The organism is Hymenobacter terrigena (genome assembly GCF_054776515.1).
In genome coordinates, this window is the sequence record NZ_BAAHBU010000001.1 from 309,022 (window position 1) to 335,286 (window position 26,265).

Genomic DNA, 26,265 nt, shown 5'->3' on the forward strand with positions numbered 1-26,265 from the left:
GTTTAAGCTGGCGGAGCGAAAATTTCGTTAAATGCCCCTAATTCTCCGGGGTTGTTGTGTTGCTAGCTGGTTGCAGGCAGCGCTTTCGGCTCAGAGTCTGATGCTTCTGCTTTTCTCCTATTTATGCCCATCTGGACCTTCACTCCGCACCTGCTCCCGCTTCGCTACGTGTGGAAAATTTCCCGCAATGCCTCGGCCACCAAAACCAATCTGGTGCTGCGCGTGGCCGGCCGTGGCCAGCAGGGCACCGGCGAGGCCGCGCCCAATGTTCGCTACGGCGAGTCGCCGGAGCTGCTCCAGGAGCAATTCTCAGGCTTGCTGGCCAATGGCTTAGCCAAAGTCACTTCCTTATCGGCGCTTGATGCGCTGCTGGCCACCCACCCCGTGGCCCATGCCCTGAGCTTTGCCCTCGAATCTGCATTGGTACAATGGCTCGCCGCCTGCGCCGGGCAACCGGTGTGGCAATGGCTGGGCGTACCGCCGCCCGCCCCCGCCGTGCCCACGGCGTTTTCCCTGCCCATCATGGAGCCAGGCGAGGTGGCGGGCTTCCTGCGCGAGCAGAATGCGGCCCGCTTTCAGCTATTGAAAATCAAAGTAAACCAGGCCGGGGGCCTCGATTTGCTGCGCGAAGTGGCTCGCGTCCGGCCCGGCCACGCGCTGCTGGTAGACGGCAACGAAGCCTGGGCCGATGCCGACAGCGTGCTACGCTTCCTGGAAGCCGCCGCAACGGTACCTGGCCTATATATAAAGCTACTGGAGCAGCCCCTGCCCGCCGCCCTGGCTGATGACTACCGTTACCTGTGCCCGCGGAGCAGCGTGCCGCTCATCGCCGATGAGTCTGTGACCGACACGGCCGACTTTGCCGACATTGCCCAGCAATTTCATGGCGTGAACGTGAAGCTGATGAAGGCCGGCGGCTTCCGCCGGGGCATCGACCTGCTGCGCCGCACCCGCGCCCACGGCCTGCTGCCCATGCTGGGCTGCATGGTGGAAACCAGCGTAGGCATCGCGGCCGCCCTCGAAATCAGCGCCCTGGCCGATGTGCTGGACCTCGATGGCTTTCTGATTATCAAGGATGAGCCATTTGGGCTGGTGCAGGAACAGGGGGGGCTGCTGCGGCGCGCGTAGCGCCGGCCTCTTTTATACTACTTCGGCCCGTTCAACTGCGCGTCGAGTTGGGTGAGCTGGTCGTCGATGGCTTTGGTATCAGGCCTGGTGGGCTGGCCCTGGCTGAGCACCTGGATTTTCTGGTTGAGCAGTTCAATCTTTTTATTCAACAGCGACACCTGCATGGCGAGGTCGGAGAAGCCGGGGCCGTGCTGCACGTAGGGTTCAAACTTGGTGCCGGGCGGCGTGGTGGGCGGCGTGCCCTCGCCCCGGGCGGCGGCAGCGCTGGCGGGCGTGGCGAATACCACGCCGCCATCGGGCTTCACGTAGTCGCCTTCGTGCAGGGTGATTTTCTTGCCTTGGGGGTTAATCTTATCGGCGGGCATTTCCACGATGCCGCTTTTGTAATTGATTTTCACCCCGCCGGCCAGCTTCACGTTTTGGGTGAGGGGCATGGTTTGGGTGCCTTCGCGGCGCACCACTTCGCCGTTGGTCATCACAAACTGGGTGCGGCTGGTGGTTTGCACCGGGAAGCCGCCGGCCTGGGCACTAGCCAGGCGTGGAGCAGTGGCCAGGCTGCCGGCGGCGAATACGAGCAGGAAGAAACGATTCATGGCAATGAGGAAAATGGTGAATGTGCGGGGATACGGATTTTAAGCCCCGGCGGTAGAGTAGGAGGGGCGGAAGGCAAAACTTTTTAAAATAATCGGGAACGATGTTGTGACATTAAATGTATGTACATTATATTTGCATCCGATTCCACTGCCTGCTATGCGCATCGAAGACGAAATCAAACAGCCCATTTTCCGCGACGAGTACCAGAAGGCGTTTATCAACCTGATATACACGGCTGGGTGGTTGCAGCTGCGGCAGGCGGCCGCCTTTAAGCCGTTCGGCCTCACGTCGCCGCAGTTCAACATTTTGCGCATTCTGCGTGGGCAGCACCCGCTGCCGGCCACGGTGGCCCTGCTCATCGACCGGATGCTGGACAAAACCAGCAACGCCTCGCGCATCGTGGACCGCCTCGAAGAAAAAAAACTAGTGACCCGCACCGTGTGCCCAGCCAACCGCCGGGCCGTCGACATCCGAATTACCAAAGCCGGGCTGGATTTGCTTGACCAGGTGGAAGAAACCGGCGTCCTGTATTCCAAAGACAACTTGCCCCTGAGCGAGGACGAGATGCGCCAGCTAAACGCTCTGCTCGACAAAATGCGAACGGTGGAATAAGCCGTTTTTCAAAAAATTAAATCGCCGGAATTTCGGCATACTTTTTCGTTGCGGCCCGGCCGTAGCGCTTGCTTCAAAATACACTTCTTACCTTTTTTCAAATCCTTGTTTAAGATGAAAAAATTCCTTTTGCCCGCCCTGTTTGCCGTTGCCACCATCGGCGCAACTTCCGCTGCTTCGGCTCCTAAAGTAGCTGCAGTAGCTCCGGCCCCCGCTTACAAGCTGCAGCCGCAGCTGAGCACCCTGGGCTGGGAAGGCAAAGCCGTAACCCACGGCCACGTGGGCACCATGCAGTTCTCCGATGGCGAACTGCTCGTGAAAGGCAACAACATTGTGGGCGGCACCGTGACCGTGGACATGAAGTCGATGAAAGCCACCGACATCAAGGATGCCGAAAGCCACGGCAAATTTGTGGGCCACATGAGCAGCGACGACTTCTTCGGCGTGGCTACGTACCCTACTTCGACCTTCAAAATCGCCAGCGTAACGCCCATCAAAGGCGCCGCTGCCAATGCTGATAACGTGACCATTGCCGGCGACCTGACCATCAAGGGCGTGACGCAGCGCATCAGCTTCCCCGCCAAAGCCGGCGTGAAAGACGGCGTGGCCGCCGCCAGCGGCAAGGTGACCATTGACCGCACCAAGTTCGGCCTGAAATATGGCTCGAAGTCGTTCTTCGAAAGCATCGGCGACAAAGCCATCTACGACACGTTCGACCTGACTTTCAACGTAATCGCCAAGAAAGCCTAAGTACGGCTCCGGCCGGAACTGTCCGTCGGTACTGCGATTGCAGCCGCGGTTGTTTCGCTCGGTAGTAAGTACTTCAACAAAAAAGGCCCTGCTAGTGTAGCAGGGCCTTTTTTGTTGTGCAAAGTTGGGGCTAGCGCGGCGCGGTGGCCGGCGCCGGGGTGGCGGTGGGCGCTACGTCCGAAGCTGGCACGGCGGCGGCCGGGGCGGTGGGCGGAGTGCTGGCGCGGAACTCGACGCGCAGCGGAGCTACGGCCGTTTCGCGCAGGCTCATGATGCCGTAGGCGGTTTCGCCGGGCTTCAGGGTGCGGTTGGTGAGGTCGTAGGCTTCGAATTCTTTGCGCAGGTTGCCGTTGGCCACGCCGGCGCCAACCATGTTGCCGGCCGCCATGAGAATGCCCGTGGGCAGGAAGGTGCCGCCGGTGGTGGCACCGGTGCGCGGGTCGACGGTGCCGCCCACCTGCACGTTGCCGAGCAGGTAGAGCAGGTAGATGGCCACGCCCTGGCGCAGGTCGCGCGCGGCGATGGCAGAGGGCACGGGCGCAATGGGCCGGTCGCCGTAGAGCAGCGTCAGGTCGCGGGAGAAGTTGACTTCGCGGTCCCAGTTGTTGGTGACGCGCACAGCCACGACGTGGTAGCCCTTTTTCATCTCCTTCTTCACGTATTTTTTGTTTGGGCCGCCCAGGCGCAGGGCGTCAAACTGGTAGGCAAAGGAAACCGGGCCGGAGGAAGGCGAGGAGACGTAGGCGGCGAAGCGTTTGGGCCGGATGGGGGCATACGAGCCGGCGCAGCTGGTGGCAAGGGCCAGCAGGCCCATTGCACAAAACGTGTTTAAACGTTGGTTCATAAAGAAAAGGAAGACAAATGAACCACAAAGCTATGCTGGAATTTCAAACTTTCGGGGCAGCTCAAACTTCAGGTTGTGGCTTTTTTTGCGGCTGTGCAGCTCGCGCAACACGTCGTCCAGCTCCGATTGGTACTCGACCCAGAGGTCTTCGTGCAGGCTTTTAAGGATGAGGGCCGGCAGGCGGGCGGCCAGGCGGGCGGTGGTGTTGTAAAAACCGTCCCACACGCTGTCGAACTGGCCCGAATAGTTATCGATGCACTGGCGCAGGATGTAGAGCAGCAGGTCGATTTCGAGCTGCTTGTTTTTGGTGATGCGGCGGGCGCGGGCGGCCTCCTGCACGCCGGCGCGCACGGCTTTCACGAGGCTGCGGTTGAGGAGGCGGCCGGTGACGGCCACGGCAAATAATTCGTGGATGCGGTCGGCGGTTTCTTCCTGAATCTGGCCCAGGGTCACGTCGGCCAGCAGCTCGAAGCGGAAGGTTTCGTAAAGCTCGGCGTCGCGGCGCACGGCGCGCAGCAATAGGGCTTCTTTTTCGGGCTCGGTGAGGCGCTTGAGGGCTTTTTTGAATTCGGCGGAGGGAACGGGCATGGCAGGCGGGAGCGGAAAATGGACGGGCCGGCGAAATCTGACGCGCCGAAACCGAAAACTACGGCCTAAACCGGCAGCACGCCGGCCAAATCTGCCGGATTGCACGAAACGAAACCCCCGGCTTTGGGGTTATTACTAGCTACCTCACGCGGCCTTTCCTGCGTAAATTTGCCCCATGAATACCCGTCCGCAAATTGATTACGATGAAGACGTCCTGCTGCTCGAAGAAGCGGTGGAGCTACGCAACCTGGTGGTGTACAACGACGACGTCAACACTTTCGACCACGTCATCAAGACCCTGATGGACGTGTGCGGCCACCAGCCCGAGCAGGCCGAGCAGTGCACCCTGCTTATCCACTACAAGGGCAAGTGCGCCGTCAAAATCGGCACCTACGAGGAGCTGGAGCCCCTTTGCACCGCCATTCACGACCGCGGCATCTCGGCCGACGTCGTTTAGCCATCCATCCCATTTACCTGAATGGAGTTTCCCTCAAAACTGATTGAAAACGCCGTCGGCGAGCTTTCGCGCCTGCCCGGCATCGGCCGCAAAACGGCCCTGCGCCTGGCCCTGCACCTGCTGAAGGCCGAAATGGATACCACGGCCACCCTGGCCGAGGCCCTGGCCAAGATGCGCTTCGAAATTACCTATTGCAAAACCTGCCACAGCATTTCCGACGCCGAGGAATGCGGCATCTGCGCCAACACGCTGCGCGACCACAGCCTGGTCTGCGTGGTGTCGGACGTGCGCGACGTCATTGCCATCGAAAACACCGGCCAGTACAAGGGCGTGTACCACGTGCTGGGCGGCGTGATTTCGCCCATTGAGGGCGTGGGCCCTTCCGACTTGCACATCGATTCCCTGGTGGAGCGGGCTTCGGGCGAAGACTCGGAGGTGCGCGAGGTCATCCTCGCCATCTCGCCCACGATGGAGGGCGACACCACGGCCTTCTACCTCTCGCGCCGCCTGCGCGATTTGCCCAACGTGCACATCAGCACCATTGCCCGGGGCATCCCCATGGGTGGCGAGCTGGAATACGCCGACGAAATCACCCTCGGCCGCAGCATTGTGGACCGCCTGCGGCAGGCCCGTTAGCCTGTCATTGCGAGCGCCGCGCGGCAATCCGTCCTGTCAGTGTCAGAAACGCTTTTATACCAGAAAGCCCCGGCTCTACTTAGAGTCGGGGCTTTACTGTTGAAATAAAAAAGCCTGTCACAGCTTCAAGTTGGTTGCTGAGAACAGGACGGATTGCCGTGCGGCGCTCGCAATGACAGTTCTGCCCGTAATTTCGCCTTCTGTGGTCAAGCTCTCCGTCGTCATTGTCAATTATAACGTCTGCTATTTCCTGGAGCAGGCGCTGCTCTCGGTGCGGCGGGCCGTGGAGAAGCTGGGCCAGCCGGTGGAGGTGTTCGTGGTCGACAACAACTCGGCCGACGGCTCGGTGGCCATGGTGCGAGCGCGGTTTCCGGAGGTTATTCTGATTGCCAACCGCGACAATCCCGGTTTCTCGAAAGGCAACAACCAAGCCCTGCGCCGCGCCACCGGCCAGTACCAGCTGCTGCTTAACCCCGACACCGTAGTGGAGGAAGATACCTTCCGGGCCTGCTGCGATTTCATGGACGCGCACCCCGATTGCGGCGGCCTGGGCATCAAAATGCTCGACGGCCAGGGCCAGTTCCTGCCCGAAAGCAAGCGCGCCCTGCCCACGCCGGCCGTGGCGTTTTATAAGATGTTCGGGCTGGCGGGCGTGTTTCCGAAGTCGCGCACGTTCGGGCGCTATCACCTGGGTTTTCTCGACAAGGAAGAAACCCATGAGATTGAGGTGCTGAGCGGGGCTTTCATGCTATTGCGCAAGGCCGCACTCGACCAGGTGGGCCTGCTCGACGAAGACTATTTCATGTACGGCGAGGACATCGACCTCTCGTACCGCCTCACCCAGGGCGGCTGGAAAAACTATTATTTCCCCGGCACCCGCATCATCCACTACAAGGGCGAAAGCACAAAGCGTACCAGCGTGAACTACGTGTTTGTGTTTTACCGGGCGATGGTGATTTTTGCCCAGAAGCACTTCGCGCCGGGCCGGGCGGGCCTGTTTTCGCTGCTCATAAACGCCGCTATCTGGCTGCGGGCCGGGGCTGCCGTGGCCGAGCGCCTGGCCGTGCGCGCCGCCCCGCTGCTGCTCGATGCCGGCCTGATTTGGGGCGGCATGTACTTTCTGAAAACCTACTGGGAGCACAACCACAAGTTTGTGCCGGGGGCCTACCCGCCGCAGTACATGGCGGCGGCCGTGCCGGCGTATATCGCGGTCTGGCTCACCTCGGCCTACCTCAGCGGGGGCTACGACCAGCCGGTGCGCACCTCGCGGGTGGTGCGCGGCATCTTTATCGGCACGCTGCTGATTTCGGCCGCCTCGAATTTTCTCGATGCCTGGCGGTTTTCCAAGGCGCTTATTATTTTGGGCGGGGCCTGGGCCGTGGCGGCGCTGGTGGGCCGGCAGCTGGTGGCCCACTTCATCAAGTATAAAAACCTGCACCTGAGCGAGCGGCGGCAGAAAAACATTGCCATCGTGGGCTCAGGCCCTGAGAGTCGCCGCGTGCGCCAGCTGCTGGATGCCGCCCAGGTGTCGGCCCGCGTGATTGGCTACGTGAGCGTGGGGGAGGAGGCCCAGCCCGCCACTGCACCGGCCGGCGACCAGTCGCTCAGCCACTCCCTCACGCAGTCGCTTCTGGAGCCGCTGGGCGAGCTGCGTCAACTGGACGACATCATCCGCCTCTACGCGCTGAATGAGCTGATTTTTTGCGGCAAGGACCTGCCCGCGAGCCAGATTATTGCGCTCATGCTGGACCTGCCCGCCGAGCCGCCCGTGGCCTACAAAATCCTGCCCGAAGACAGCCAGTACATTATCGGCAGCAGCAGCAAAGACTCGCCCGGCGACTACTACACCCTCGACATTGCCCTCAACCTCTACCAGCCTCAGCAGGCCCGCGCCAAGCGCCTGCTCGACCTGCTGACCAGCGCCGGCCTGCTGGCTTTGAGCCCGGTGTTGGTTTGGTTTCAAACGCAACGAGCGGGCTTCCTGCGCAACTGCGGGGCCGTACTGCTGGGCCGCCGCACCTGGGTAGGCCTGCGCCACCTCGACGGCCCGGCCCGCGCCATGCCCGCCGTGCTCTCGCCCGCCGATGCCGCCGACTCTGCCGCACCCCTCAACGAGATGACGCGCCGCCGCCTGGAATTGCTCTACGCTAAAGACTACGAGCCCGGCACCGACCTGAGCGTGCTCTGGCGCTGCTGGCGCCGCCTGGGGCAGTAGTACCGTAGCGTGGACTCTGTGAGTCCGCGCCTGAACGAACCGTGCGATGCGCGGACTCGCAGAGTCCACGCTACAGCGTTACGCTGCCACTTCCGTAGCTTTACGCTTCCAAATACTGTTGCCCAACATGTCCGATACCGCCACCTCCGCCATCGTTTCGCCGCTCTCGCACCGCCTGCTGGCGATGAACGAATCGGCCACCATCGCCATGGTCAAAAAAGCCCGCGAGCTGATGGCCAAAGGCATCGACATCATCAACCTGAGCTTCGGCGAGCCCGATTTCCAGACCCCGCAATACATCAAGGACGCCGCCAAGCAGGCGCTGGACGACGGCTACACCTTCTACACGCCCGTGCCCGGCATTCCGGAGCTGCGGCAGGCCATTTGCGACAAATTCAAGCGCGACAACCACCTCGATTTCCAGCCCAACCAGATTGTGGTGAGCACCGGCGCCAAGCAGGCCCTGGCCAACGCCGTGCTCAGTCTGGTCAATCCGGGCGAGGAAGTCATCGTGTTTGCGCCCTATTGGGTGAGCTACGAGGAGATGGTGAAGCTGGCCGAAGGCGTGCCCGTAACGCTGGTGGGCACCCTCGAAAACGAGTACAAGGTGACGGCCGCTCAACTCGAAGCCGCCATCACGCCCCGCACCAAGCTCATCATGTATTCCTCGCCCTGCAACCCCACGGGCGCGGTTTTCAGCCGCGAGGAGCTGGGCGAAATCGCCGAAGTGCTGGCCCGCCACCCGCAGGTCTACGCCCTGGCCGACGAGATTTACGAGTACATCAACTTCGTGGGTGAGCATGCCAGCCTGGCCCATTTCGATGCAGTAAAGGACCGGGTCATCACCGTGAATGGCTTTTCGAAAGGCTATGCCATGACGGGCTGGCGCCTGGGCTACCTGGCCGCCCGGCCTGACATTGCCGCCGCCTGCGAGAAGATGCAGAGCCAGATTACGTCCGGCACCTGCTCCATTGCTCAGCGGGCGGGCCTGGCCGCCCTGCGCGGCGGCCGCTCCTCCGCCGATGAGATGGTGGCCGCCTACCGCCGCCGCCGCGATTTGGTGCTCGACATCGTGAAGGACATTCCCGGCTTCAACACGCCCACGCCCAGCGGCGCGTTCTACATTTTTCCGGAAGTGTCGGCCTACTTCGGCCGCACCGCGCCCGATGGCAGCAGCATCACTTCCGCCATGGACTTGGCGCTGTACCTGCTGAATGACGCGCACGTCTCGGCCGTGTCGGGCGATGCCTTTGGTGAGCCGGATTGTATGCGCTTCAGCACCGCTGCCGCCGATGACAAGCTGGTGGAAGCCTTCCGCCGCATCAAAGTCAGCTTGGCGAAGCTGGGTTAATTCCGTAGCGTGGACGCTGCGAGTCCGCGCAGTTGATGGTTGGGTAAGCTCTTCTGGGTGCAGGCTCGCAGCGTCCACGCTACGGGGTGCGCTACGCACCGGGCTTTACCTTTGCGCTTTCTTTTTGCTGCTCGATGCCCGATTCCTCCCTGCAAACGCTGTTCAATGACTTCAACAACCTGCGCGTCCTCATCATCGGCGACGTGATGGTGGATGCCTACGTGTGGGGCCGCGCCACGCGCCTCTCGCCCGAGGCGCCGGTGCCGGTGGTGCACGTAGCCCGCACCGAAAACCGCCTCGGCGGGGCTGCCAACGTGGCCCTGAACGTGCAGGCCCTCGGCGCCACGCCGCTGCTCTGCGCCGTGATTGGGGATGACGCCGGTGGCGACCAGCTGCTGGAGTTGCTGCACGCTCACAACCTGCCGGCCGACGGCCTCATCCGCAGCGCAGCGCGGCCCACTACGGTGAAGCAGCGCATTCTGGCCCACGGCCAGCAGCTGCTGCGCATCGATTCGGAAATCGAAACCGACCTCAACCAGGAAGAAGCCGACCAGCTCCTGGCCGCTTACGACGACCTGCTGGCCCGCGCCGACGTGGTGATTTTCGAGGATTACGACAAGGGCGTGCTCAGTGAAGCCATTATTGCGGAGTGCATCGCCCGCGCCCGGCAGCGCGGCATCTCCACGGTGGTGGACCCCAAGAAGAAGAATTTCCTGGCCTACCGCCACTGCACTCTCTTCAAACCCAACCTGAAAGAGCTGCGTGAGGGCCTGAAGCTCGAATTCGGCGAGCCCAATACCGACCGCGCCGGTTTCGAGGCAGCCGTGGCCCGGCTGCGCGAGGTACTGACGCCCGAAGTCGTGCTGGTGACGCTCTCCGAATACGGCGTATTTGCTCAGCAGGAAACCGAGAAAACCTATCTGCCGGCCCACCTGCGCACGATTTCCGACGTTTCGGGCGCGGGCGATACCGTCATTAGCATCGCCGCGCTGTGCGTGGCGCTGGGCCAGCCGGCGGCCTTCACAGCGGCGCTGGCCAACCTAGGCGGCGGGCTGGTATGCGAGCAGGTGGGCGTGGTGCCCGTGGAGAAGCAGCGGCTGCTGGAAGAAGCAAGAGAGGCGGGGTTGTAGCCTGGACTCTGCGAGCCCCGGCATTGTTAGAGCCGGAGCTGACCGTGTAGGGCCTGGACTCGCAGAGTTCGGGCTACGGTTAAGCCTTCTTCAGGAACTCGGTTTTGAGTACCATCGTGCTGCCGCCAGCGCGGCCTTCGATTTCGGCGGCGCTGTTGGTGAGGCGGATGTTTTTGACCAGCGTGCCGCGCTTGAGCGTGAGCGAGGAGCCCTTCACTTTGAGGTCTTTGATGAGGGTGACCGAGTCGCCTTCGGCGAGCAGGGTACCGTTGCTGTCTTTGACGTCCATAAATCGAGTTGTTTGAGGTAGGGTGCGGGGCTTGCCCCGCCCGTCATTTGCACCGTTTCAACGATTTTATTTAACGGCGGGCAGGGGCAAGCCCCGCACCTAAACAGATAATCCAGCCGTAGTTAACCCCGCCACGCTTTCACCGTTTCTACGAAGACGCGCACGTTGTCGGGGTTAGTATCCGGATATACACCGTGGCCGAGGTTGGCGATGTGGGGGCCGCCGGCGAACTGGCGTAGCATGGCTTCGGTGGCGGCGCGCACCTGCTCGGGAGTGCCGTAGAGGGCGCAGGGGTCGAGATTGCCTTGCAGGGTTTTGTCGCCGGATTCGGTACGGACCTGGCTGGGCGTCTGGTTCCAGTCGAGGCCTATGGTGCGGCAGGGCATGGCGGCAAACTCGGGCACGGCCCACCAGGCACCTTTGGCAAACACGGTGACGGGCACAAGCGGAGCCAGGGCCTCGCAGATTTCGGCGATGTAGCGGGCCGAAAACTCGGTGTAGTGCGCGGGCGGCAGGATGCCGGCCCACGAATCGAATACTTGCAACACCTGCGCGCCGGCAGCTACCTGAGCTTGCAGGTAGACGATGGTGGTGGCGGTGATTTTAGCCAGCAGGCGGTGCGCCAGGGCGGGCTCTTTGTACAGGAAGCCGCGAGCTTTGCTGAAGGTTTTGGAGCCGTGGCCTTCAATCATGTAGGCCAGGATGGTGAAGGGCGCGCCGGCGAAACCGATGAGCGGCACGCGGCCGTTGAGGGCTTTTTTGGTGATGCGCAGGGCTTCGAGCACGTAGCCGAGGCCTTCTTCGGGGTCGGGGATGCGGAGCTTGTCGATGTCCGCCGCCGACTTGATGGTGGTGGGGAAGAGGGGGCCGCGGGCTTCCACCATTTCGTAGGGCAGGCCCATGGCGTCGGGCACCACAAGGATGTCGGAGAAGATGATGGCGGCATCCACATCGAGCGCGTCGATGGGCTGGATGGTGACTTCAGCGGCCAGCGCGGGAGTTTCCACCAGTTCTTTAAAGCCGGAGAGGCGAGCGCGCAGGGCGCGGTATTCGGGCAGGATGCGGCCGGCCTGGCGCATGAGCCAGACGGGAGTGCGCTCGGTGGCTTCGCCCCGGGCGGCACGCAGGAAAAGGTCGTTTTTCAGCATAAGGAAGCGCAAAGGTACACCCGGCGGCCCGGTGCTTTTTTCGCCGTGCCGAAAAGTGTACCCCTGTCAAAAGCAGCTCTGCCGAACGGTGTTTGCTCAGCATGGGCAAGCTGCCGGCTTAGCCGGCGCGGCGTTTTTCGTCCTCGGCCCCGCCGCTGCGGCGGCGCGTGGGGGCCAGCTTATCGTTGCCAAAACGGTAGCTGAACGCCAGTGTCACGAAGCGGGTATCGCGCCGCTGGTAAAAACGCTCCACGTAGTTATCGTAAGTCGAGGTGACGTGCACCGGCCGCGTGTAGAGCATGTCTGCCATGGTCATTTTCAGGCTGCCCTTGCGGTCCCACAGGCTTTTTTGCAGCCCGGCACTTACTTCCCCATTGGGGCGCTGCACCAGGAAGCCATACACTTGCTGCGACTCGTAGCTGCCGTTCAGCTCGGCGGTCCAGCCTTTGCCGAAGGTGAAGGTGTGGTTGGATGTCAGCTCCACGCTCACGCCGCCGCGGTTGAGGTTGGTGCCGGCCAGCTCGCCGGTGAAGCGGTTGTAGTACAGCACCGCGTTGTTGTATACTTTCCACCACTTGGTTATATCCACCGGTGCCGTTAGCGTGAGGGCGTAATAATGTTGCTGGGAGAGGTTACGCGTGGTGGAGAGCACCGTGCTGTCGGTTTCGGGCTGCACCACGCCGATGAGCGGGTTGGTCGTGCGGCTGTAGCTCAGGCCCGCGCTGTACTTCTGCCGGAAGGTGTGCGTGAGCTCGAAGTTGTAGCTGGTTTGGGGCAGCAGCGTAGGGTTGCCGCTGCCGAAGGTGGTCCGGTCGATGATTTGGCGGAAGGGGTTCAGCTGCCCGTAGCTGGGCCGGTCGATGCGCCGGCTCAGCGACAAGGCCAGCTCGTGGTTCTCGCTGAACTGGCGCTTGATAGCCGCGCTCGGAAACAGCTGAAAGTAATTGCGGGTGAAATCCTGAAATTCCACTTCGCGGTCCTGCCGGCCCACGGCGTGGGTGTGCTCGCCGCGCAGGCCGGCCTGCAGCGTTAGTTGCGGTTTGCTATAGCTCAGGTTCGCATACCCCGCGTTGATGTTCTCATCGTAGCGAAAGCGGTTCGAGCGGTTCAGGTCCAGCAAGTTGTTCGTGAAAAACTTCAGGTCGTTATCGGCCGTCACAAGGCTGGACTTGGCCCCTAGCTCCAGCCGCAGCTCCTTGCTGAGCGGGTGCGTGTAGTCCACCTTCGCCGACTGAATGGCCAAGTGGCCCTGCTGGTCGCTGCTGCTGGCCTGGTCGGGTTCATTCACCAGATAAGTGGTGAGCAGCTGGTCGCGGCTGGAATGATAGCGGGCATAATCCACGTCGGCCGTGAGCTCCTGCGCGCCAAACGCATTGGTGTAGGTATGCCGGAAGTTAAGGTTGCCGGCCACGTTGCCCGAAAGCCCCGTGCTCGTATTGAGGGAGTTATAGCTCTGCGTGGTGCCGCGCACCAGGTCGTGCAGCACCGAAAAATTGGTGCCGTCGGCCGAGTTGTGGTTGTCGAGGCCGCTCACGACCACGCCCACCGTCGTACGCTCCGACAGGTTGTAGTCGAGGCCGCCGCGCCAGCTCTGCGAGCGTTGCCGGTTGGGCAGGCGGTTGTCCTGGTCAGTGGTGCCGGTCAGGGGCCGGTCGGCGCCCACCAGCCGGCCATAAAAGTCGCGGTGAATGGTGAGCTGGGCCAGCCCCGAGCGGTCGGCATAGTTGTAGGAACCAAACAGGTTGAGGTTCTTCTGGCGGTGGTTCAGGCTCAGGCCGCCCGTGTACTTGTTGTACTGGCTGCGGCCGTACGTCAGGTTCAGAGTGCCGTTGGTGCCCAGGCGCTGGTCTTTTTTCAGGTTGATGGCGATGATGCCGGCGCCGCCCTGCGCGTCGTATTTGGCGGGTGGGTTGGTTATCAGCTCGATGCTTTTCAGTTGTTCGGCCGGCAGCGCCCGCAGGTAGTCGGCCAGCTCGGTGCCCGTCATTGGCTGACGCTTGCCGTCGATGAGCACCAGCACGCCTTGCCGGCCGCGCAGGGCCAGGTTGTCGCTGCCATCCACGGTCACGCCCGGCGAGCGGCGCAGCACGTCCAGCGACGTGTTGCCGGCCGCCAGCGTCGAACCTTCCACGTTCACAATGGTGCGGTCGGCTTCGTGCTCGTACAGCGGTTTCTGGCCCACCACTTTCACTTCTTTCAATTGGGTGGCGGCGCTGGTTGCGAGCTGCATGGCGGGCAGTTCTACGGCCTGGTCTGCCACTTCAAAGGGCTTGGTCCATTGCCGCCCAAAGCCCACCTGCGCCGCCGAAACCAGGTAGCGCCCCGCCGCGGCCCGCTCAAACAAAAACACTCCCTGATTATCGCTGAACTCGGTTTTGACCACCGTTGAGTCGGCGGCCCGGTGCAGGGTAACGGTGGCAAATTCAATGGGATTGCTGCCGGCGCTTTGCACCTTGCCGCGCACAGCGGTGCCCGTTTGGGCCCCGGCTGACTGCCCGTTCAGCAGCCCAATCGTCAACAGCAACAGGCTGGCAATGGCGGGCGGAGAGAAGTGACGTTTCATGATGAAAAGGAAATTGCAGGGAAAAAGATGACGGTCAGGGAAAGCAGTTCGAGGGTGAAACAGGCAAAAGATTATGATATATCATAAAGGTTGCACGGTGTTGCGTTTGCCATTTTGCCAGCGGGCAATTGGGCCTCCCGGAGAAGTGTGTTATTCGGCGGCCGGCGCGCAGTTGCGCGCAATCCGCTCCAGCACCTGTTGCAGCAGGGCCAGGTCGGCGGCCGAAATGCCGGCCAGCGCCAGCGCCCGGTTGCTTAGCACAATGGGCTGCACAGCGGCGAGCATGCGGTGGCCTTCTGCCGTCACCCGCAGCCGGGTGCGGCGGCCGTCGTGGGGCAGGGGCACGGCCGAGAGCAGGCCTCGCTTTAGAAGCAGGCTCAGCATGCGCGCCACCGAAGCCTGGTCTTTGAACACTCGTTCCGCAATTTCCTGCTGGGTCAGGTCATCGTGCTCCAGCAGCACTTGCAGCACCAGCCACTGGTCGATGGTGATGTCCAGCCCGGCCCGGTCGAGGTTGGTCTGGGCCAGCCGCCGGTAGCTGCGAATAGCCTTATCGAGCGAATAGAAGATGACGGAGTTGAGCATGGGCGGGGCAAAAGTAGTGTTGGCCGGCACACGCTGGCCGTCCGCAATTGCCCGGCTCAATCAGGCCACTACTTAACGGCCAGCCCCGGGAACAGCACGCCGATGGCCGAGGCCAGGAAATTGACGCCAATGGCGAGCGTGATGAAGCCCATGACGCGCGACATGGCTGCCATGCCGGGCTTGCCCAGCACCCGCGTCAGGCGCAGCGAAAAAATCAGGACGATAAAAGCGGCCAGCGCCACCAACACGAAGCCGGCCACGGTCATGGCCTTGTCCACGTAGGTAGGCCGGATGAGGCCGATGCAGATGGCCATCGAGCCCGGACCGGAGAGCATGGGCATGGCCAATGGCGTGAAGCTGATGTCGTCTTTCTGCTTGCTTTCTTCGAGGGCTTCGGGGCCCACCCGGTCGCGGTTGCCGCCGGGCGTGAGCAAATCGAACGCCGAGCGGATGAGCAGAATGCCGCCCGCAATGCGCAGGTGCTGGATGTTGATGCCGAAGAAATTCAGAATGTACTGCCCGCCGAAAAACGCGACGCTAAGCACGGCCACCATGTAGATGCAGGCGCGCAGGGCCGTGCGGGCCCGCTCGGAGGCGCGGTCGTCGGCCGTGAGGGTGAGGAAAACCGGCATCGCCCCGAAGGGATTGACGATGGAAAAGAGGGTGGTGAAGGTGGCGAGCAGAATTTCCATAGGCAACAAAGGTAGGAGAAGGGGCGGACCGGACAGAAAAGCCCTATTTTGCCGCCTCAACGGCGGCCCTTGCGGCCCCCGGAGCCGGCTTCACCCGGTTTTCGCCCTTCTTGCTCTTTTCGCCGAATGATTCCTGACGCTACTACTGCCGCCGCCCCGAGCGGCTCCGACGACCGCCTCACCTCCGAAACGCCCCTGGTGGGCATTATCATGGGGTCGCGGTCGGATTTGAAAATTATGACCGCCGCCGCCGAGGTGTGCCGCCAGTTTGGGGTGCCCTATGAAATCACGCTCGTGTCGCCGCACCGCACGCCACACCGCATGGTAGAGTATGCCGAAAGCGCCCGCAAGCGCGGCCTGCGCGTGCTGATTGCGGGCGGCGGCGGGGCCGCCCACCTGCCGGGCATGGTGGCCGCGTTCACCATTTTGCCGGTGATTGGGGTGCCTATTAACAGCACCACGTCTATTCAGGGGCTCGATTCGGTGCTGAGCATGATTCAGATGCCGGCCGGGGTGCCGGTGGCCACGGTGGGCATCGATAGCGCCGCCAATGCTGCCGTGCTGGCCATTCAGATGCTGGCCATCGGCAACGCCCGGCTGGCCGATGCGCTGGAAAAATACCGCACCGCCCTAAAGGACCGGGTAATGCGCACGATTGAGGAGCTGCGCAAGGGCGGGTTTCAGGATGATGTGTAGGGAGGAGTTGCAACTTGTATAACCCGTCATGCAGAGCGTAGCGAAGCATCTTTACCGCTCAATGCAATCCAATCGATAGCATTAGTGGTGGCGGGCAAGATGCTTCGCTGCGCTCAGCATGAAGTTCTTTTGGGTTCAATTGCCCTTTTTTCATTCCCACCCGCTTCCCTTTTAATGCCCACTTTTCTTTCTGCAATGCTGACCACCGGCCACTGGGCGGTAGGGATAATCGGGGGCGCGGGCCTGCTCGTGACGCTGCTGCCCGTGTTCCGCCAAACCGCCTGGTGGATTCGCATCTGCGACTTTCCGCGCCTGCAAATTGTGGCCGCGCTGCTGCTGAGCCTGGGGGCGGCGCTGGCACTGCCCACGCCGCGTAGCTTCGGCCACAGCTTGTTTGTGGTGAGCCTGGCCGTGGCCGTGGTGTACCAGTTCAGCCGCATCTGGCCCTACACGCCGCTGCACCGCAAGCAGGTATCCGATGCCAGCCGCCCGGCCGACGACGATGCCTACCACCTGAGCATCATTGTGGCCAACGTGCTGATGTATAACCGCGATGCCTCGCGCCTGCTGGGCCACATCAAGCACCTGCGGCCCGATGTGGTGCTGGCTGTGGAAACCGACGACTGGTGGCTGAGCCAGCTTCAGCGCATCGAAAAAGACTACCCCTACACCTGCCACGCCCCGCTGCCCAATACCTACGGCATGCTGGTGTTCTCGCGCCTGCCACTGGTGGAACCGCAGATTCACTACATCCTCGACCCCGATATTCCGTCGTTTCACGGCTGCGTGCGGCTGCCCAGCGGCCTCACCGTCAACCTGCACTTTCTGCACCCCAAGCCGCCGGCTCCGCAGGAATCGAAAACCAGTGCCCGCCGCGATGCCGAGCTGCTGGTGGTGGGCAAAGTCATTCAGCACCACGACGGGCCCACCATCGTGGCCGGCGACCTCAACGACGTGGCCTGGTCGCATACTTCGGAGCTGTTCCGGCGGCTGTCGCGGCTGCTCGACCCGCGCATCGGGCGCGGCCTGCTGCCCACCTTCCACGCCGATTACAAGCTGCTGCGCTGGCCCCTCGACCACGTATTTCATTCGGCCCACTTCCGCTTGCAGGACCTGCGCCGCCTTACCCACATCGGCTCCGACCATTACCCCATCTACATCCGCCTCAGCTACGAGCCCCAGGGCTGGCGGGAGCAGGAAAACGAGCTCGAAGCCGCCGATTCCGACGACCATCAAGAGGCCGAGGAAAAGATTGAAGAAGGAGTGGAGGACGTGGTCGCTGGCAATGAGTAACTCGGTAGGAAGAGTAGCCGGCAATAAATAAAAAAGACCGTCATGCCGAGCGTAGTCGAAGCATGACGGTCTTTTTGCGTAGCCGCCTTGGGAAAGAGCCTTGCTACTTCGCTGCCGCTACTTTTTTCTTCGTCACCAGCTCCACGGTTTCAAAGTCGGTGGGTGGCACCTGGCGGCCGTTGGCGCCCACGTACATGGGCCGAATCTGCATGGTGAGGCGGCGGTTGGCGGCGGTGAAATCGGTGAGGCCGGCGGCGAAGGCGGCCGGGGTGCTGCCGGCTAGTTGGGCCGGTTTCACGTTGAGGTCAACCGTGACGGGCAGGGTTTCGATGGCGCTGGATTCCAGCGTGGTGCCGGCGCCGGTGGTGCCGGTGGTCAGCTCCTTGCCGTCGAGCAATAGTTTATAGTCAAGCTGCTTGAGCTGGATGCTGGTGGTGGCGCTGGGGTTGCGGGCGTACACGCGCATTTTGAGGTGCAGGGGCAGGTTGCCTTTCTGCAACGCGGTCTGGAGCTGGGCTTGCTGGGGCGCGGCAATGTCGGAAGCCTGGCGCACGAACAGAATGTCCTGACCGCCGAGCTTGGCTTCGTCTATGAAATTGAGGCGGTACTGCATCAGGCTGTACGCTTCGTTTTCAAGCGCCTCGGTTGAGGCATTTTTGCCGGTGGGCTTGTCTTTTACTTGCTCGCTCACGCTGCACGAGGCGGCGGCAATCAGCAAAGAGCCCAATGCCAGGGCACGGGCGGGAAACAGGAGGGAAGAAACGTTCATAAAAAGGGAAGCAGTAAATCGAAACAAAAGGGGGCCGGTACTAAGCGCGTCCGTGGGCGTGCTTACGCGAATGCGGGGCCAATGGCTGCAAAGTTAGCCCGGCTATTGCGGCATCATCGCCACGCGCCATGCAAGCCAGAGGATGAAGCTGGCCGCTCCGAGCGTCATAATGCGCAGGCCGTGCACCCGGTCGCGGGCCGAATAGCCAGGGATTTGGCGGCCATCGTTCAGGGTTTTCTTGTGCGAGTACAGCTCCCAACCCATAAAAATGGCCCCAAACCCGCCGAGCAGCGCAAACAAATACCCCAGGCGGATGCGGCCGGTGTTGTCACGCTCCGGCTTGTTTTGTTCCACCACGCGGTGCTCGCGCAGCAGCCGGATGGCATCGGCCGATACATCGCGGCCCCGTTGCCGCAGCAGCTGTCCGGCCAGGCTCACGTCGAGCGGGCTCCACTCTTCGGGCTTGGCCAGCAGCTCGAACAGCTCGGCATCGGAGAAGCTGAACAGGTAGTGGTCGGGGCTGAGCGTGGCCAGGGCCTCGCGGTTGGCTTCTTCCTGCAGGCGGCGGACCCACTCAAAGTCCGGCCCGTGCAGCTTCACCACGAAGGTGGCGTAGGTGTTGTTGAAGGTGAAGGCCGGATTGAAAATGGGCTCGCCGGTATCAGTAGCGGTTTCGAACGGAATCTTGCGCTGCCGCAGCATCGCCAGCAGCGGCTGCGCTGCCTCGGCCGAGGGAAACGACTGGAAGGGTAGAAAGTCGAGCATAGAAAAGCTATAGGGTGATTGCCAATTTATGGCGTGCGCTCGCAAATGAGCTGGCGGGTTACCGTTTGGTAGGTGAGAAACTGGCCGCGCACCTTGCGCTCGACTACGGTGCTGGTGTGAAACACGAGCCGACCCGCCGGGTCCAGGCCCACCAGCGACACATTGCCGCTGCTTTTCGCCGTTCCGTACAGCAGCAGGTAGCGCTGGTTGAGCAGCACGTAGTTGCGGTGGTTTCGGTTTCGGCGCAGCGAGGCCGGCTTCAACTCGAGCTTGTTCCCCGTGAATCGGACTGTGAACGGGCCGGGGGTGTCCTTCGCTGTCGCGCTGCGGTAAAACTTCTGGTCGGCTATCGAAAACGAGTCGATGTGCGTGATAAGCCGGTTGACTACGCCGTGCCATTCACCCACCAGTCGTTGCGCGTCGGCAATGCGGGTGGTCGTATCCAATTGGGAGTAGGGGCTGGCCGAGTTGGCGCACCACCAAGTATCCACGCCGTTGGCGGCCATAAAATCAAGGCCCAGCTGGGTTTTCTTGATTTCGGGAGGCAGTAGCCGCTGGTAGCGGGCGTAGTCTTTTTCCCACTGCTCGGCAGGCGTGATGGTCGGCAACGCAATGCAGTAAGTGAGCGGAAACCGGGAAGTGTCGGCCGTGCTGGCGTGGCCAGGAAGCGGCCGCACCGAAATCTTGGCGGCCGGCGCGGCCCTCAAGCCACCTAGCGCCGGCTTATCCTGCGCCATTGCGGCAGCACTACCCAAAAACACCAAAAACCCAATCAGCCAAAGCTTACAGTTCCAGCAAGTCAACATGCCATAAACCTACAAAAAAAGGCCGGAAGCATGCGCTCCCGGCCTTTTCAGTTTAAACGACAACTCAAATTACTTGCCGTCTACTTCTTCGTAGTCCACATCGGTGACGTGGTCGCCGGCCGGCTGGCCCTGGCCGTTGCCGCCTTGCGGCTGGCCGTTGCCACCGGGGAAGCCTTCGCCACCGGGCTGGCCACCTTCGGCCCCACCAGCGGCGTACATCTCCTGCGAGGCAGCCTGCCAGGCGGCATTCATAGCCTCCATGGCGGTGTCGATGCGGGCGAGGTCTTTGGCTTCGTGGGCCGATTTGAGGTCGGCGAGGGCACCTTCGATGGCGGTTTTGTTGCCACCGCTCAGTTTCTCACCGTACTCTTTCAGCTGCTTTTCGGTCTGGAAAATCATCGAGTCGGCGGCGTTCACTTTCGTAATGCGCTCGGTTTCGGCTTTGTCCGCTTCGGCGTTGGCAGCGGCTTCGTCGCGCATGCGCTTGATGTCGGCTTCGGACAGGCCCGAGCTGGCTTCGATGCGGATTTTCTGCTCTTTGCCGGTGCCTTTGTCCTTGGCAGTTACGTTCAGGATGCCGTTGGCGTCGATGTCGAAGATTACCTCAATTTGCGGCACGCCACGGGGTGCGGGCGGGATGCTGTCGAGGTGGAACTTGCCGATGGTGCGGTTCTGGCTGGCCAGCGGACGCTCGCCTTGCAGCACGTGGATTTCCACCGAAGGCTGGTTGTCGGAAGCCGTCGAGAACGTCTCCGATTTCTTGGTCGGGATGGTGGTGTTCGCCTCAATGAGCTTGGTCATCACGCCGCCCATCGTCTCAATGCCGAGCGAAAGCGGGGTCACGTCGAGCAGCAGTACGTCCTTCACTTCGCCAGTCAGTACACCGCCCTGGATGGCAGCACCGATGGCCACCACTTCGTCGGGGTTCACGCCCTTCGAAGGCTTCTTGCCGAAGAACTTCTCCACTTCCTCCTGGATGCGGGGAATGCGGGTGGAGCCACCCACGAGGATAACCTCGTTGATATCAGAGGTGCTCAGGCCGGCGTCTTGCATGGCCTTTTTCACGGGCTCCATCGAGCGGCGCACGAGGTCGTCGGCGAGCTGCTCAAACTTCGAGCGGCTGAGCTTCACCACCAGGTGCTTCGGGCCCGAGGCCGTGGCCGTGATGTAGGGCAGGTTGATTTCTGTTTCGTTCGAGCTCGACAGCTCGATTTTGGCTTTCTCAGCGGCTTCTTTCAGGCGCTGCAGGGCCATCGGGTCCTTGCGCAGGTCGAGGCCTTCGTTTTCGCTGCTGAACTGGTCGGCGAGGAAGTTGATGATGACCTGGTCGAAGTCGTCGCCTCCGAGGTGGGTGTCGCCGTTGGTGCTCAGTACCTCAAACACGCCATCGCCGAGCTCCAGGATGGAAATGTCGAACGTACCGCCGCCGAGGTCATACACGGCAATCTTCTGGTCTTTGTGCTTCTTGTCGAGGCCGTAAGCCAAAGCAGCAGCCGTGGGCTCGTTGATGATGCGCTTCACGTCGAGGCCGGCGATGGCACCAGCCTCTTTGGTGGCCTGGCGCTGGGCGTCGTTGAAGTATGCGGGCACCGTGATAACGGCTTCGGTTACGGACTGGCCGAGGTAGTCTTCGGCCGTCTGCTTCATCTTTTGCAGAATCATGGCCGAGATTTCCTGCGGCGTGTAGTTGCGGTCGCCAATCTTCACGGCTACCGTGTTGTTGGGGCCGGGTACTACTTCGTAGGAAACGTGCTTCTGCTCGGCCGTTACTTCGTTGAAGTGGCGACCCATGAAGCGCTTGATGCTGGAAATCGTATTCTTGGGGTTGGTAACGGCCTGGCGCTTGGCCGGGTCGCCCACTTTGCGCTCGCCCTTGCCCCCGTCGAGGAAAGCGACGATGCTGGGGGTGGTGCGGCGGCCTTCGCTGTTGGGAATTACAACGGGTTCGTTGCCTTCCATTACGGCTACGCACGAGTTGGTGGTGCCGAGGTCAATGCCGATTATTTTGCCCATGATAGGGGGTGTGTTGGTTAAGGGGAGTGGAATTTGTCAGGTTTCAAGCCGCGTTGCCGCTGCTACCGGGGGATTACAAGCAACGTACCAGCGTCATTTTGGTGACAGATTGTCACCGAATGCGGGCCTGGGCTGGGGTTATGCGACGCGGTGGCTTGATTTGTTTCAGGCCGCGGGGGATTTCCTGACAAGGGTGCAGGACAGGTCCGTCATTTTCTGCGCTACTTGCATGAGCAACGCATTTTAATTGCTTAAATCCTCTACCTGTAATTAAGAGAAAGTATATGGCGTCAAATGTACCAGTAGTGAAACAAGTGGCTTGGATTTCAATGATTCCTCAGCTTGTTATTATGTTTTTGATTGGACTGGTTTGCTACTTGTGCGGAATGGCAAATCCTGTGTTTCCGACAGCGGTAATTTATTTTGGGTTGGCTCTTATCCTCCGAAATTTTGTTGCCAGAGACCATCGAAAAGGTATGCAGCTTGTCAAAAAACAAGAATTCGCAGAGGCCATTCCGTTTTTTGAAGCGAGCTATAAATTTTTTACGGAGAATTCTTGGGTTGATGAATACCGCTACATCACCTTATTAAGCTCTTCCAGGATGTGCTACCGTGAAATGGCCTTATGCAACGTTGCGTTTTGCTATACTCAAATTGGAGAAGGCAGGAAAGCTGCCGAGCTTTATAAGCAAGTATTAGAGACGTACCCCGAAAATGGTTTAGCTCAAGTAGGATTAAAAGTGCTGGAATCAGCGCATAATTAAGCTTACTGATAGTTTAAGTGAGGGGCTATTTCATAACCAGAAACGCCTGCGTCTGCTGCTCCCAATCGGCGGCGTAGCGCTTCCAGTACGGCTCATGGCCCACACCGGAGAAATCGTGGCGGGCTTTGGGGCCGGCGAGGTGGGCGAAGATGGCATCGGTTTCGGCGCGGGTTACGCGCGGGTCGGCGGTGCCCCAGAGCAGCAGGGTAGGCGTGCGGATATGGCTGGCGTAGTGCTCAGCGTTGAGGCCGTAGGCCCAGAAGCCGTTTTGCACGCCGCCCCAGAACACCAGCAAATCGGCCATCGGGAAACCGGGGACGTGCATGGATTCGAAGCGGTTGTAGGCCGTCTGGCGCATGTTGCCGTAGGGGCATTCGAGGATGTTGGCGGTGGGGCGGATGCCCAGCTCGGCTTCGGCGCGGAGGATGGCGACGGCGCCCATGCTCACGCCGTAGAGAATTACCTCACCCCCGGCCCCAAAAAATGCTTTGTCGCATTTCCCGCGGAGAGGGGAGCTTGAGGAGTTATTCGTGGAATCCTGAAGCCAATGAAATGCGGCCGCCACATCGTCGGCCTCGCGGTAGCCCACGGTGGTGCGGAAGCCGGCGGAGTTGCCGTTGCCGGCCTGGTCTACCAGCAGCACGTTGTAGCCGAGGTGGCGGAAGTAGCCGGCCTCGTGGGTGAGGTGCGACTTGCTGCTGGTGTAGCCGTGAAACAGGACCACGGTGCCGCGCCCTCGGCCGGTGTCGGGGCGGGCCAGCCAGGCTTCGAGCGGGCCGTTGGGGCTGGCGATGGTAACGGTTTCAACCGGGAAGCTAGGTTTGGGGCCGTTCTGCGGCTTGGGGTTGCGGATGCCGGTGAGCAGCAGCCAGAGTTTCTGGCCGGGGCCGAGCTGCTCAGGGTTAGGCGAGTGCAGGCCGGGCTCGTTGGAGAAATGCGTGAAGCGCCAGGCGTGGAAGAAGGCCACGGCGTTCATGGCGACGAAGCCGGTGAGAAGCAGGAGAAATAGCCAGCGGCGGGAGCGGTCCTTCATTTGGGCTTAGAAACGCCGCAGAGTCCCGCTTATTTTGCGTAGCGAATTCACTTCCTCCGGAGTAAGGTCGCGCCACTGGCCGGGCTGTAGCTCGCCTAGCTCCAGCGGACCAATGGCGGCGCGCACCAGCCGCAAACACGGCAGGCCCACAGCTGCGCACATCTTGCGCACCTGGCGGTTCATGCCCTGCGAAATCTGGATTTCCAGCCAACTGGTGGGGATGCTGGCGCGGTAGCGGATAGGAGGATTGCGTGGCCAGAGCAGCTCGGGCTCGGGTAGTTCGGCGGCTTCGCCGGGAGCGGTGAGGCCTTCTTTTATCTGCACGCCGCGCCGCAACTGCTGCAACGCGGCTTCGCAAACCGTGCCTTCAACCTGGGCCCAGTAGGTTTTGGGGACTTTGAATTTGGGGTCGCTGAGGCGGTGCTGAAGCTGCTTGTCATCGGTGAGCAGAAGCAGGCCCTCGCTGTCAAAATCCAGGCGGCCAACGGGGTACACGTTGGGCACGGACACGAAATCCTTGAGCGTGGCGCGGCCGTGCTCGTCGGTGAACTGGGTGAGGACTTCGTAGGGCTTGTTGAGGAGGATGTAACGCATAGTAGCGCGGACTTTTAGTCCGCGAGTAAGAACGGCAAGAGTGGTTAGGCTAGCAATGCAGCTGTTGCGGTCGCGGACTAAAAGTTCGCGCTACTCCCACCAGCGCTGCTGCGGCAACTTAGCCCCCAAAGTTACCGGTTCGCCCAGGTGCGGTGTGGTGATGGGCTGGCCCAGGCGGGCGGCCTCGGCGGTGGCGCGGGTCACGGGCTCGTTCCAGGCGTGGAGCGACTCGGTGAACGCGCCCCAGTGCACGGGCAGCATCACGGCGGCGCGCACGTCGCGGGCGGCCTGCACGCTCTGCTCGGGCTTCATGTGGATTTCGGCCCAACTCTCGTTGTACTGCCCGCATTCGACCAAGGCCAAATCGAACGGCCCGTACTGCCGGCCGATGGCGGCGAAGTGCGGGCCGTAGCCGCCATCGCCGGTGTAGAACACGCGCTTGACGGCAGCCTGCACCACCCAGGAGCACCAGAGTGTGGAATTGCGGTTGCCCAGGCCGCGCCCCGAAAAGTGCCGGCTGGGCGTGCAGCGCAGCGTGAGGCCGGGCAACTTGGCGCTGTCGCCCCAGTTCATTTCGGTGATGCGCGCGGCCGGCACGCCCCAGCGGCGCAGGTGCGGGCCAATGCCGAGCGGCACGTAGAAACGGCCCACTTTGTCCTTGATTTTCCGGATGGTTTCGTAGTCGAGGTGGTCGTAGTGGTCGTGCGAAATGAGGACGGCGGCGATGGGTGGCAGCTTTTCGGGCGCGATGGCCAGGCTGCGGTTGTAGCGTTTGGGGGCGGCCCAGCTCACGGGGCCCATTTTCACGCTCAGCATGGGGTCGAGCAGGATGTTCTGGCCCGCGATTTCGAGCAGACTGGCCGAGTGGCCGAACCACGTCACGCGCACCAGTTCGGGCGTTTTTTGAGTGATGGCGAGCGAGTCGAGCGGCTGGGTAGGGAGCGGGCCGGGGGGCGCGGCCTGCGGCGATTTGCGGAACAGAAATTTCCACATCACCGCCGGCATGCTACTCCCGGTAATTTCCCGGGTCGGAATCAGGTTCGCAAATTCATCCTCCTTTGCGTTGTAATGGCCTGACTTCGCGTAGGTCTGCCGCTCGGCTTTGGTGGGCTTGCCGCCCAGCTGCGGGCTGAGGCCAATGAAGCTAATGGCAGCCAGCAACACCACGCCAATAATACCGCTCGATGCCATTAGGGAGGTTTTTAGGAATTTTCGCATTCGGTTAGGGACGCGGAGCGGCCTGGCTGTGCGCCAGCGCCACGATGTCACGCACTTCGAGCACGGGCTTGGTGTAGCCGAAATCGGCGGCGTTTATCATGGCCCGGCCCACTTCCTGCACGGTGCTCACGAAGTTCGGGGCCAGCTTGCGGGCCACCGGGTAGAGCCAGGCAATGGCCCCGTACCACTTCAGCACGTTGCGCTGGCCGGGCGTAATCTTCATAAAGCCTGGCCGGAACATGTAGGCGGCCTGAAAGGGCAGGGCCAGCAGCTCGTTTTCGGTGCGGCCCTTCACGCGTGCCCAGTGCTGACTGCTTTTTTCGGTGCTGTCGGTGCCCGCGCCGGACACGTAGGTGAACGTCATTTCCGGATTGAGGCGCACCAGGGTTTCGGCCACGGCCAGCGTCATATCGTGGGTGATGCGCTCGTATTCTTCCTTGGAGATGCCCACCGACGACACGCCCGCGCAGAAAAAGCAGGCATTGTAGCCCGTGAGCTGACTTTCCACGGCGCTCAGGTTGGCCAGGTCGGGCACCAGCAGCTCGCGCATTTTGGCGTGGCTGCGGCCGGTGGGCTTGCGCGTGAGCACCAGCACGTGCTCCACAGTAGGGTTTGCCAGGCATTCGAGCAGAACGCCCTCGCCCACCATGCCGGTGGCCCCGGTCAGGATGACTCGTAGTTTCATATTGAGGAGGTAAAGTAGGAGGGAGGACGCTTGGAAGGCATCTCTAC

Annotated in this window: 27 protein-coding genes; 11 read left to right on the forward strand and 16 right to left on the reverse strand. The window is 61.7% G+C overall.

Annotated elements, in window-relative coordinates; translation table 11 throughout:
* Nucleotides 1-123 precede the first annotated feature (123 nt).
* The gene (locus ACYU7Q_RS01105) at nucleotides 124-1,128 is read left to right on the forward strand and encodes an enolase-like domain-containing protein (protein WP_460607587.1); all 1,005 of its coding nucleotides are present in this window, start codon (nucleotides 124-126) and stop codon (nucleotides 1,126-1,128) included.
* Nucleotides 1,129-1,145: 17 nt separating this feature from the next.
* Here the strand turns inward: ACYU7Q_RS01105 and ACYU7Q_RS01110 are convergent, their stop codons facing one another.
* Nucleotides 1,146-1,721, reverse strand: a complete 576-nt coding sequence (locus ACYU7Q_RS01110) for a DUF6799 domain-containing protein (protein ID WP_460607588.1) — start codon at nucleotides 1,719-1,721, stop codon at nucleotides 1,146-1,148.
* Nucleotides 1,722-1,878: 157 nt separating this feature from the next.
* Between ACYU7Q_RS01110 and ACYU7Q_RS01115 the strand changes: the two genes are divergently transcribed.
* Both ACYU7Q_RS01115 and ACYU7Q_RS01120 read left to right on the forward strand, forming a co-directional pair.
* The gene (locus tag ACYU7Q_RS01115; protein WP_460607589.1) at nucleotides 1,879-2,334 is read left to right on the forward strand and encodes a MarR family winged helix-turn-helix transcriptional regulator; all 456 of its coding nucleotides are present in this window, start codon (nucleotides 1,879-1,881) and stop codon (nucleotides 2,332-2,334) included.
* A 114-nt stretch (nucleotides 2,335-2,448) separates the two neighbouring features.
* Nucleotides 2,449-3,084, forward strand: a complete 636-nt coding sequence (locus ACYU7Q_RS01120) for a YceI family protein (RefSeq protein WP_460607590.1) — start codon at nucleotides 2,449-2,451, stop codon at nucleotides 3,082-3,084.
* 130 nt (nucleotides 3,085-3,214) lie between these two features.
* On the opposite strand, the gene ACYU7Q_RS01125 is transcribed toward ACYU7Q_RS01120, so the two are convergent.
* Nucleotides 3,215-3,928 (reverse strand): hypothetical protein, encoded by a 714-nt coding sequence (locus ACYU7Q_RS01125; protein ID WP_460607591.1) that lies wholly within the window; start codon nucleotides 3,926-3,928, stop codon nucleotides 3,215-3,217.
* Nucleotides 3,929-3,958: 30 nt separating this feature from the next.
* The gene (locus ACYU7Q_RS01130; protein ID WP_460607592.1) at nucleotides 3,959-4,516 is read right to left on the reverse strand and encodes a hypothetical protein; all 558 of its coding nucleotides are present in this window, start codon (nucleotides 4,514-4,516) and stop codon (nucleotides 3,959-3,961) included.
* Between the two features lie 175 nt (nucleotides 4,517-4,691).
* Here ACYU7Q_RS01130 and ACYU7Q_RS01135 point away from each other — a divergent pair, with 175 nt between their 5' ends.
* From ACYU7Q_RS01135 to ACYU7Q_RS01155, 5 genes are all read left to right on the forward strand, one after another.
* Nucleotides 4,692-4,973, forward strand: a complete 282-nt coding sequence (locus ACYU7Q_RS01135) for an ATP-dependent Clp protease adaptor ClpS (protein WP_460607593.1) — start codon at nucleotides 4,692-4,694, stop codon at nucleotides 4,971-4,973.
* 21 nt (nucleotides 4,974-4,994) lie between these two features.
* Nucleotides 4,995-5,609, forward strand: a complete 615-nt coding sequence (gene recR / locus ACYU7Q_RS01140; protein ID WP_460607594.1) for a recombination mediator RecR — start codon at nucleotides 4,995-4,997, stop codon at nucleotides 5,607-5,609.
* Between the two features lie 202 nt (nucleotides 5,610-5,811).
* On the forward strand, nucleotides 5,812-7,824 hold the full coding sequence (locus tag ACYU7Q_RS01145; RefSeq protein ID WP_460607595.1) for a glycosyltransferase: 2,013 nt from the start codon (nucleotides 5,812-5,814) through the stop codon (nucleotides 7,822-7,824).
* 127 nt (nucleotides 7,825-7,951) lie between these two features.
* Nucleotides 7,952-9,175: a pyridoxal phosphate-dependent aminotransferase gene (locus ACYU7Q_RS01150; protein ID WP_460607596.1), complete on the forward strand. Its 1,224-nt coding sequence runs from the start codon at nucleotides 7,952-7,954 to the stop codon at nucleotides 9,173-9,175.
* A gap of 134 nt (nucleotides 9,176-9,309) precedes the next feature.
* Nucleotides 9,310-10,305, forward strand: a complete 996-nt coding sequence (locus ACYU7Q_RS01155; RefSeq protein WP_460607597.1) for a bifunctional heptose 7-phosphate kinase/heptose 1-phosphate adenyltransferase — start codon at nucleotides 9,310-9,312, stop codon at nucleotides 10,303-10,305.
* 79 nt (nucleotides 10,306-10,384) lie between these two features.
* Here ACYU7Q_RS01155 and ACYU7Q_RS01160 read toward each other — a convergent pair whose 3' ends face one another.
* The 5 genes from ACYU7Q_RS01160 to ACYU7Q_RS01180 form a co-directional block, all read right to left on the reverse strand.
* Nucleotides 10,385-10,594, reverse strand: a complete 210-nt coding sequence (locus ACYU7Q_RS01160) for a zinc ribbon domain-containing protein YjdM (protein ID WP_198068951.1) — start codon at nucleotides 10,592-10,594, stop codon at nucleotides 10,385-10,387.
* 122 nt (nucleotides 10,595-10,716) lie between these two features.
* Nucleotides 10,717-11,742, reverse strand: coding sequence for a uroporphyrinogen decarboxylase (gene hemE, locus ACYU7Q_RS01165; protein ID WP_460607598.1), 1,026 nt, complete (start codon nucleotides 11,740-11,742; stop codon nucleotides 10,717-10,719).
* Nucleotides 11,743-11,860: 118 nt separating this feature from the next.
* Nucleotides 11,861-14,305: an outer membrane beta-barrel protein gene (locus tag ACYU7Q_RS01170; protein WP_460607599.1), complete on the reverse strand. Its 2,445-nt coding sequence runs from the start codon at nucleotides 14,303-14,305 to the stop codon at nucleotides 11,861-11,863.
* A gap of 150 nt (nucleotides 14,306-14,455) precedes the next feature.
* Nucleotides 14,456-14,890 (reverse strand): MarR family winged helix-turn-helix transcriptional regulator, encoded by a 435-nt coding sequence (locus ACYU7Q_RS01175; protein ID WP_460607600.1) that lies wholly within the window; start codon nucleotides 14,888-14,890, stop codon nucleotides 14,456-14,458.
* A 68-nt stretch (nucleotides 14,891-14,958) separates the two neighbouring features.
* A complete protein-coding gene (locus ACYU7Q_RS01180) occupies nucleotides 14,959-15,582 on the reverse strand; it encodes a MarC family protein (protein WP_460607601.1) in 624 nt (207 codons plus the stop codon).
* 126 nt (nucleotides 15,583-15,708) lie between these two features.
* On the opposite strand from ACYU7Q_RS01180, the gene purE reads away from it, so the two are divergent.
* The gene (gene purE, locus ACYU7Q_RS01185) at nucleotides 15,709-16,278 is read left to right on the forward strand and encodes a 5-(carboxyamino)imidazole ribonucleotide mutase (protein ID WP_460607602.1); all 570 of its coding nucleotides are present in this window, start codon (nucleotides 15,709-15,711) and stop codon (nucleotides 16,276-16,278) included.
* Nucleotides 16,279-16,452: 174 nt separating this feature from the next.
* A complete protein-coding gene (locus tag ACYU7Q_RS01190; RefSeq protein ID WP_460607603.1) occupies nucleotides 16,453-17,571 on the forward strand; it encodes an endonuclease/exonuclease/phosphatase family protein in 1,119 nt (372 codons plus the stop codon).
* Nucleotides 17,572-17,674: 103 nt separating this feature from the next.
* On the opposite strand, the gene ACYU7Q_RS01195 is transcribed toward ACYU7Q_RS01190, so the two are convergent.
* The 4 genes from ACYU7Q_RS01195 to dnaK all read right to left on the reverse strand — a co-directional run bounded on the left by ACYU7Q_RS01195 (nucleotide 17,675) and on the right by dnaK (nucleotide 21,924).
* Nucleotides 17,675-18,340, reverse strand: a complete 666-nt coding sequence (locus ACYU7Q_RS01195; protein ID WP_460607604.1) for a hypothetical protein — start codon at nucleotides 18,338-18,340, stop codon at nucleotides 17,675-17,677.
* Between the two features lie 102 nt (nucleotides 18,341-18,442).
* A complete protein-coding gene (locus ACYU7Q_RS01200) occupies nucleotides 18,443-19,105 on the reverse strand; it encodes a hypothetical protein (protein ID WP_460607605.1) in 663 nt (220 codons plus the stop codon).
* Nucleotides 19,106-19,131: 26 nt separating this feature from the next.
* Nucleotides 19,132-19,842: a hypothetical protein gene (locus ACYU7Q_RS01205; RefSeq protein WP_460607606.1), complete on the reverse strand. Its 711-nt coding sequence runs from the start codon at nucleotides 19,840-19,842 to the stop codon at nucleotides 19,132-19,134.
* A gap of 138 nt (nucleotides 19,843-19,980) precedes the next feature.
* A complete protein-coding gene (gene dnaK / locus ACYU7Q_RS01210; RefSeq protein WP_460607607.1) occupies nucleotides 19,981-21,924 on the reverse strand; it encodes an Hsp70 family protein in 1,944 nt (647 codons plus the stop codon).
* A gap of 305 nt (nucleotides 21,925-22,229) precedes the next feature.
* Here dnaK and ACYU7Q_RS01215 point away from each other — a divergent pair, with 305 nt between their 5' ends.
* Entirely contained in the window at nucleotides 22,230-22,688 is a 459-nt protein-coding gene (locus ACYU7Q_RS01215) for a tetratricopeptide repeat protein (protein WP_460607608.1), read from the forward strand.
* A 25-nt stretch (nucleotides 22,689-22,713) separates the two neighbouring features.
* Here the strand turns inward: ACYU7Q_RS01215 and ACYU7Q_RS01220 are convergent, their stop codons facing one another.
* From ACYU7Q_RS01220 to ACYU7Q_RS01235, 4 genes are all read right to left on the reverse strand, one after another.
* Complete coding sequence (locus ACYU7Q_RS01220) at nucleotides 22,714-23,721, reverse strand: alpha/beta hydrolase (RefSeq protein WP_460607609.1); 1,008 nt, start codon at nucleotides 23,719-23,721, stop codon at nucleotides 22,714-22,716.
* 6 nt (nucleotides 23,722-23,727) lie between these two features.
* The gene (locus ACYU7Q_RS01225) at nucleotides 23,728-24,315 is read right to left on the reverse strand and encodes a pseudouridine synthase family protein (RefSeq protein WP_460607610.1); all 588 of its coding nucleotides are present in this window, start codon (nucleotides 24,313-24,315) and stop codon (nucleotides 23,728-23,730) included.
* A gap of 90 nt (nucleotides 24,316-24,405) precedes the next feature.
* Nucleotides 24,406-25,533 carry an MBL fold metallo-hydrolase gene (locus ACYU7Q_RS01230; protein ID WP_460607611.1) on the reverse strand — a complete coding sequence of 376 codons (1,128 nt, stop codon included), beginning with the start codon at nucleotides 25,531-25,533 and terminating at the stop codon, nucleotides 24,406-24,408.
* A 4-nt stretch (nucleotides 25,534-25,537) separates the two neighbouring features.
* On the reverse strand, nucleotides 25,538-26,218 hold the full coding sequence (locus tag ACYU7Q_RS01235; protein ID WP_460607612.1) for a Rossmann-fold NAD(P)-binding domain-containing protein: 681 nt from the start codon (nucleotides 26,216-26,218) through the stop codon (nucleotides 25,538-25,540).
* Nucleotides 26,219-26,265 lie beyond the last annotated feature (47 nt).

What these genes read in the sequence shown, in the direction of transcription:
- ACYU7Q_RS01125 (WP_460607591.1), bottom strand. Translation starts at nt 3,928, where the DNA reads ATGAACCAACGTTTAAACACGTTTTGTGCAATGGGCCTGCTGGCCCTT.
- ACYU7Q_RS01150 (WP_460607596.1), top strand. Translation starts at nt 7,952, where the DNA reads ATGTCCGATACCGCCACCTCCGCCATCGTTTCGCCGCTCTCGCACCGC.
- ACYU7Q_RS01190 (WP_460607603.1), top strand. Translation starts at nt 16,453, where the DNA reads ATGCCCACTTTTCTTTCTGCAATGCTGACCACCGGCCACTGGGCGGTA.
- ACYU7Q_RS01160 (WP_198068951.1), bottom strand. Translation starts at nt 10,594, where the DNA reads ATGGACGTCAAAGACAGCAACGGTACCCTGCTCGCCGAAGGCGACTCG.
- ACYU7Q_RS01220 (WP_460607609.1), bottom strand. Translation starts at nt 23,721, where the DNA reads ATGAAGGACCGCTCCCGCCGCTGGCTATTTCTCCTGCTTCTCACCGGC.
- ACYU7Q_RS01105 (WP_460607587.1), top strand. Translation starts at nt 124, where the DNA reads ATGCCCATCTGGACCTTCACTCCGCACCTGCTCCCGCTTCGCTACGTG.
- ACYU7Q_RS01155 (WP_460607597.1), top strand. Translation starts at nt 9,310, where the DNA reads ATGCCCGATTCCTCCCTGCAAACGCTGTTCAATGACTTCAACAACCTG.
- ACYU7Q_RS01175 (WP_460607600.1), bottom strand. Translation starts at nt 14,890, where the DNA reads ATGCTCAACTCCGTCATCTTCTATTCGCTCGATAAGGCTATTCGCAGC.
- hemE (WP_460607598.1), bottom strand. Translation starts at nt 11,742, where the DNA reads ATGCTGAAAAACGACCTTTTCCTGCGTGCCGCCCGGGGCGAAGCCACC.
- recR (WP_460607594.1), top strand. Translation starts at nt 4,995, where the DNA reads ATGGAGTTTCCCTCAAAACTGATTGAAAACGCCGTCGGCGAGCTTTCG.
- purE (WP_460607602.1), top strand. Translation starts at nt 15,709, where the DNA reads ATGATTCCTGACGCTACTACTGCCGCCGCCCCGAGCGGCTCCGACGAC.
- ACYU7Q_RS01170 (WP_460607599.1), bottom strand. Translation starts at nt 14,305, where the DNA reads ATGAAACGTCACTTCTCTCCGCCCGCCATTGCCAGCCTGTTGCTGTTG.
- ACYU7Q_RS01200 (WP_460607605.1), bottom strand. Translation starts at nt 19,105, where the DNA reads ATGCTCGACTTTCTACCCTTCCAGTCGTTTCCCTCGGCCGAGGCAGCG.
- ACYU7Q_RS01135 (WP_460607593.1), top strand. Translation starts at nt 4,692, where the DNA reads ATGAATACCCGTCCGCAAATTGATTACGATGAAGACGTCCTGCTGCTC.
- ACYU7Q_RS01130 (WP_460607592.1), bottom strand. Translation starts at nt 4,516, where the DNA reads ATGCCCGTTCCCTCCGCCGAATTCAAAAAAGCCCTCAAGCGCCTCACC.
- ACYU7Q_RS01225 (WP_460607610.1), bottom strand. Translation starts at nt 24,315, where the DNA reads ATGCGTTACATCCTCCTCAACAAGCCCTACGAAGTCCTCACCCAGTTC.
- ACYU7Q_RS01205 (WP_460607606.1), bottom strand. Translation starts at nt 19,842, where the DNA reads ATGGCGCAGGATAAGCCGGCGCTAGGTGGCTTGAGGGCCGCGCCGGCC.
- ACYU7Q_RS01235 (WP_460607612.1), bottom strand. Translation starts at nt 26,218, where the DNA reads ATGAAACTACGAGTCATCCTGACCGGGGCCACCGGCATGGTGGGCGAG.
- ACYU7Q_RS01195 (WP_460607604.1), bottom strand. Translation starts at nt 18,340, where the DNA reads ATGAACGTTTCTTCCCTCCTGTTTCCCGCCCGTGCCCTGGCATTGGGC.
- ACYU7Q_RS01110 (WP_460607588.1), bottom strand. Translation starts at nt 1,721, where the DNA reads ATGAATCGTTTCTTCCTGCTCGTATTCGCCGCCGGCAGCCTGGCCACT.
- ACYU7Q_RS01120 (WP_460607590.1), top strand. Translation starts at nt 2,449, where the DNA reads ATGAAAAAATTCCTTTTGCCCGCCCTGTTTGCCGTTGCCACCATCGGC.
- ACYU7Q_RS01180 (WP_460607601.1), bottom strand. Translation starts at nt 15,582, where the DNA reads ATGGAAATTCTGCTCGCCACCTTCACCACCCTCTTTTCCATCGTCAAT.
- dnaK (WP_460607607.1), bottom strand. Translation starts at nt 21,924, where the DNA reads ATGGGCAAAATAATCGGCATTGACCTCGGCACCACCAACTCGTGCGTA.
- ACYU7Q_RS01230 (WP_460607611.1), bottom strand. Translation starts at nt 25,533, where the DNA reads ATGCGAAAATTCCTAAAAACCTCCCTAATGGCATCGAGCGGTATTATT.
- ACYU7Q_RS01115 (WP_460607589.1), top strand. Translation starts at nt 1,879, where the DNA reads ATGCGCATCGAAGACGAAATCAAACAGCCCATTTTCCGCGACGAGTAC.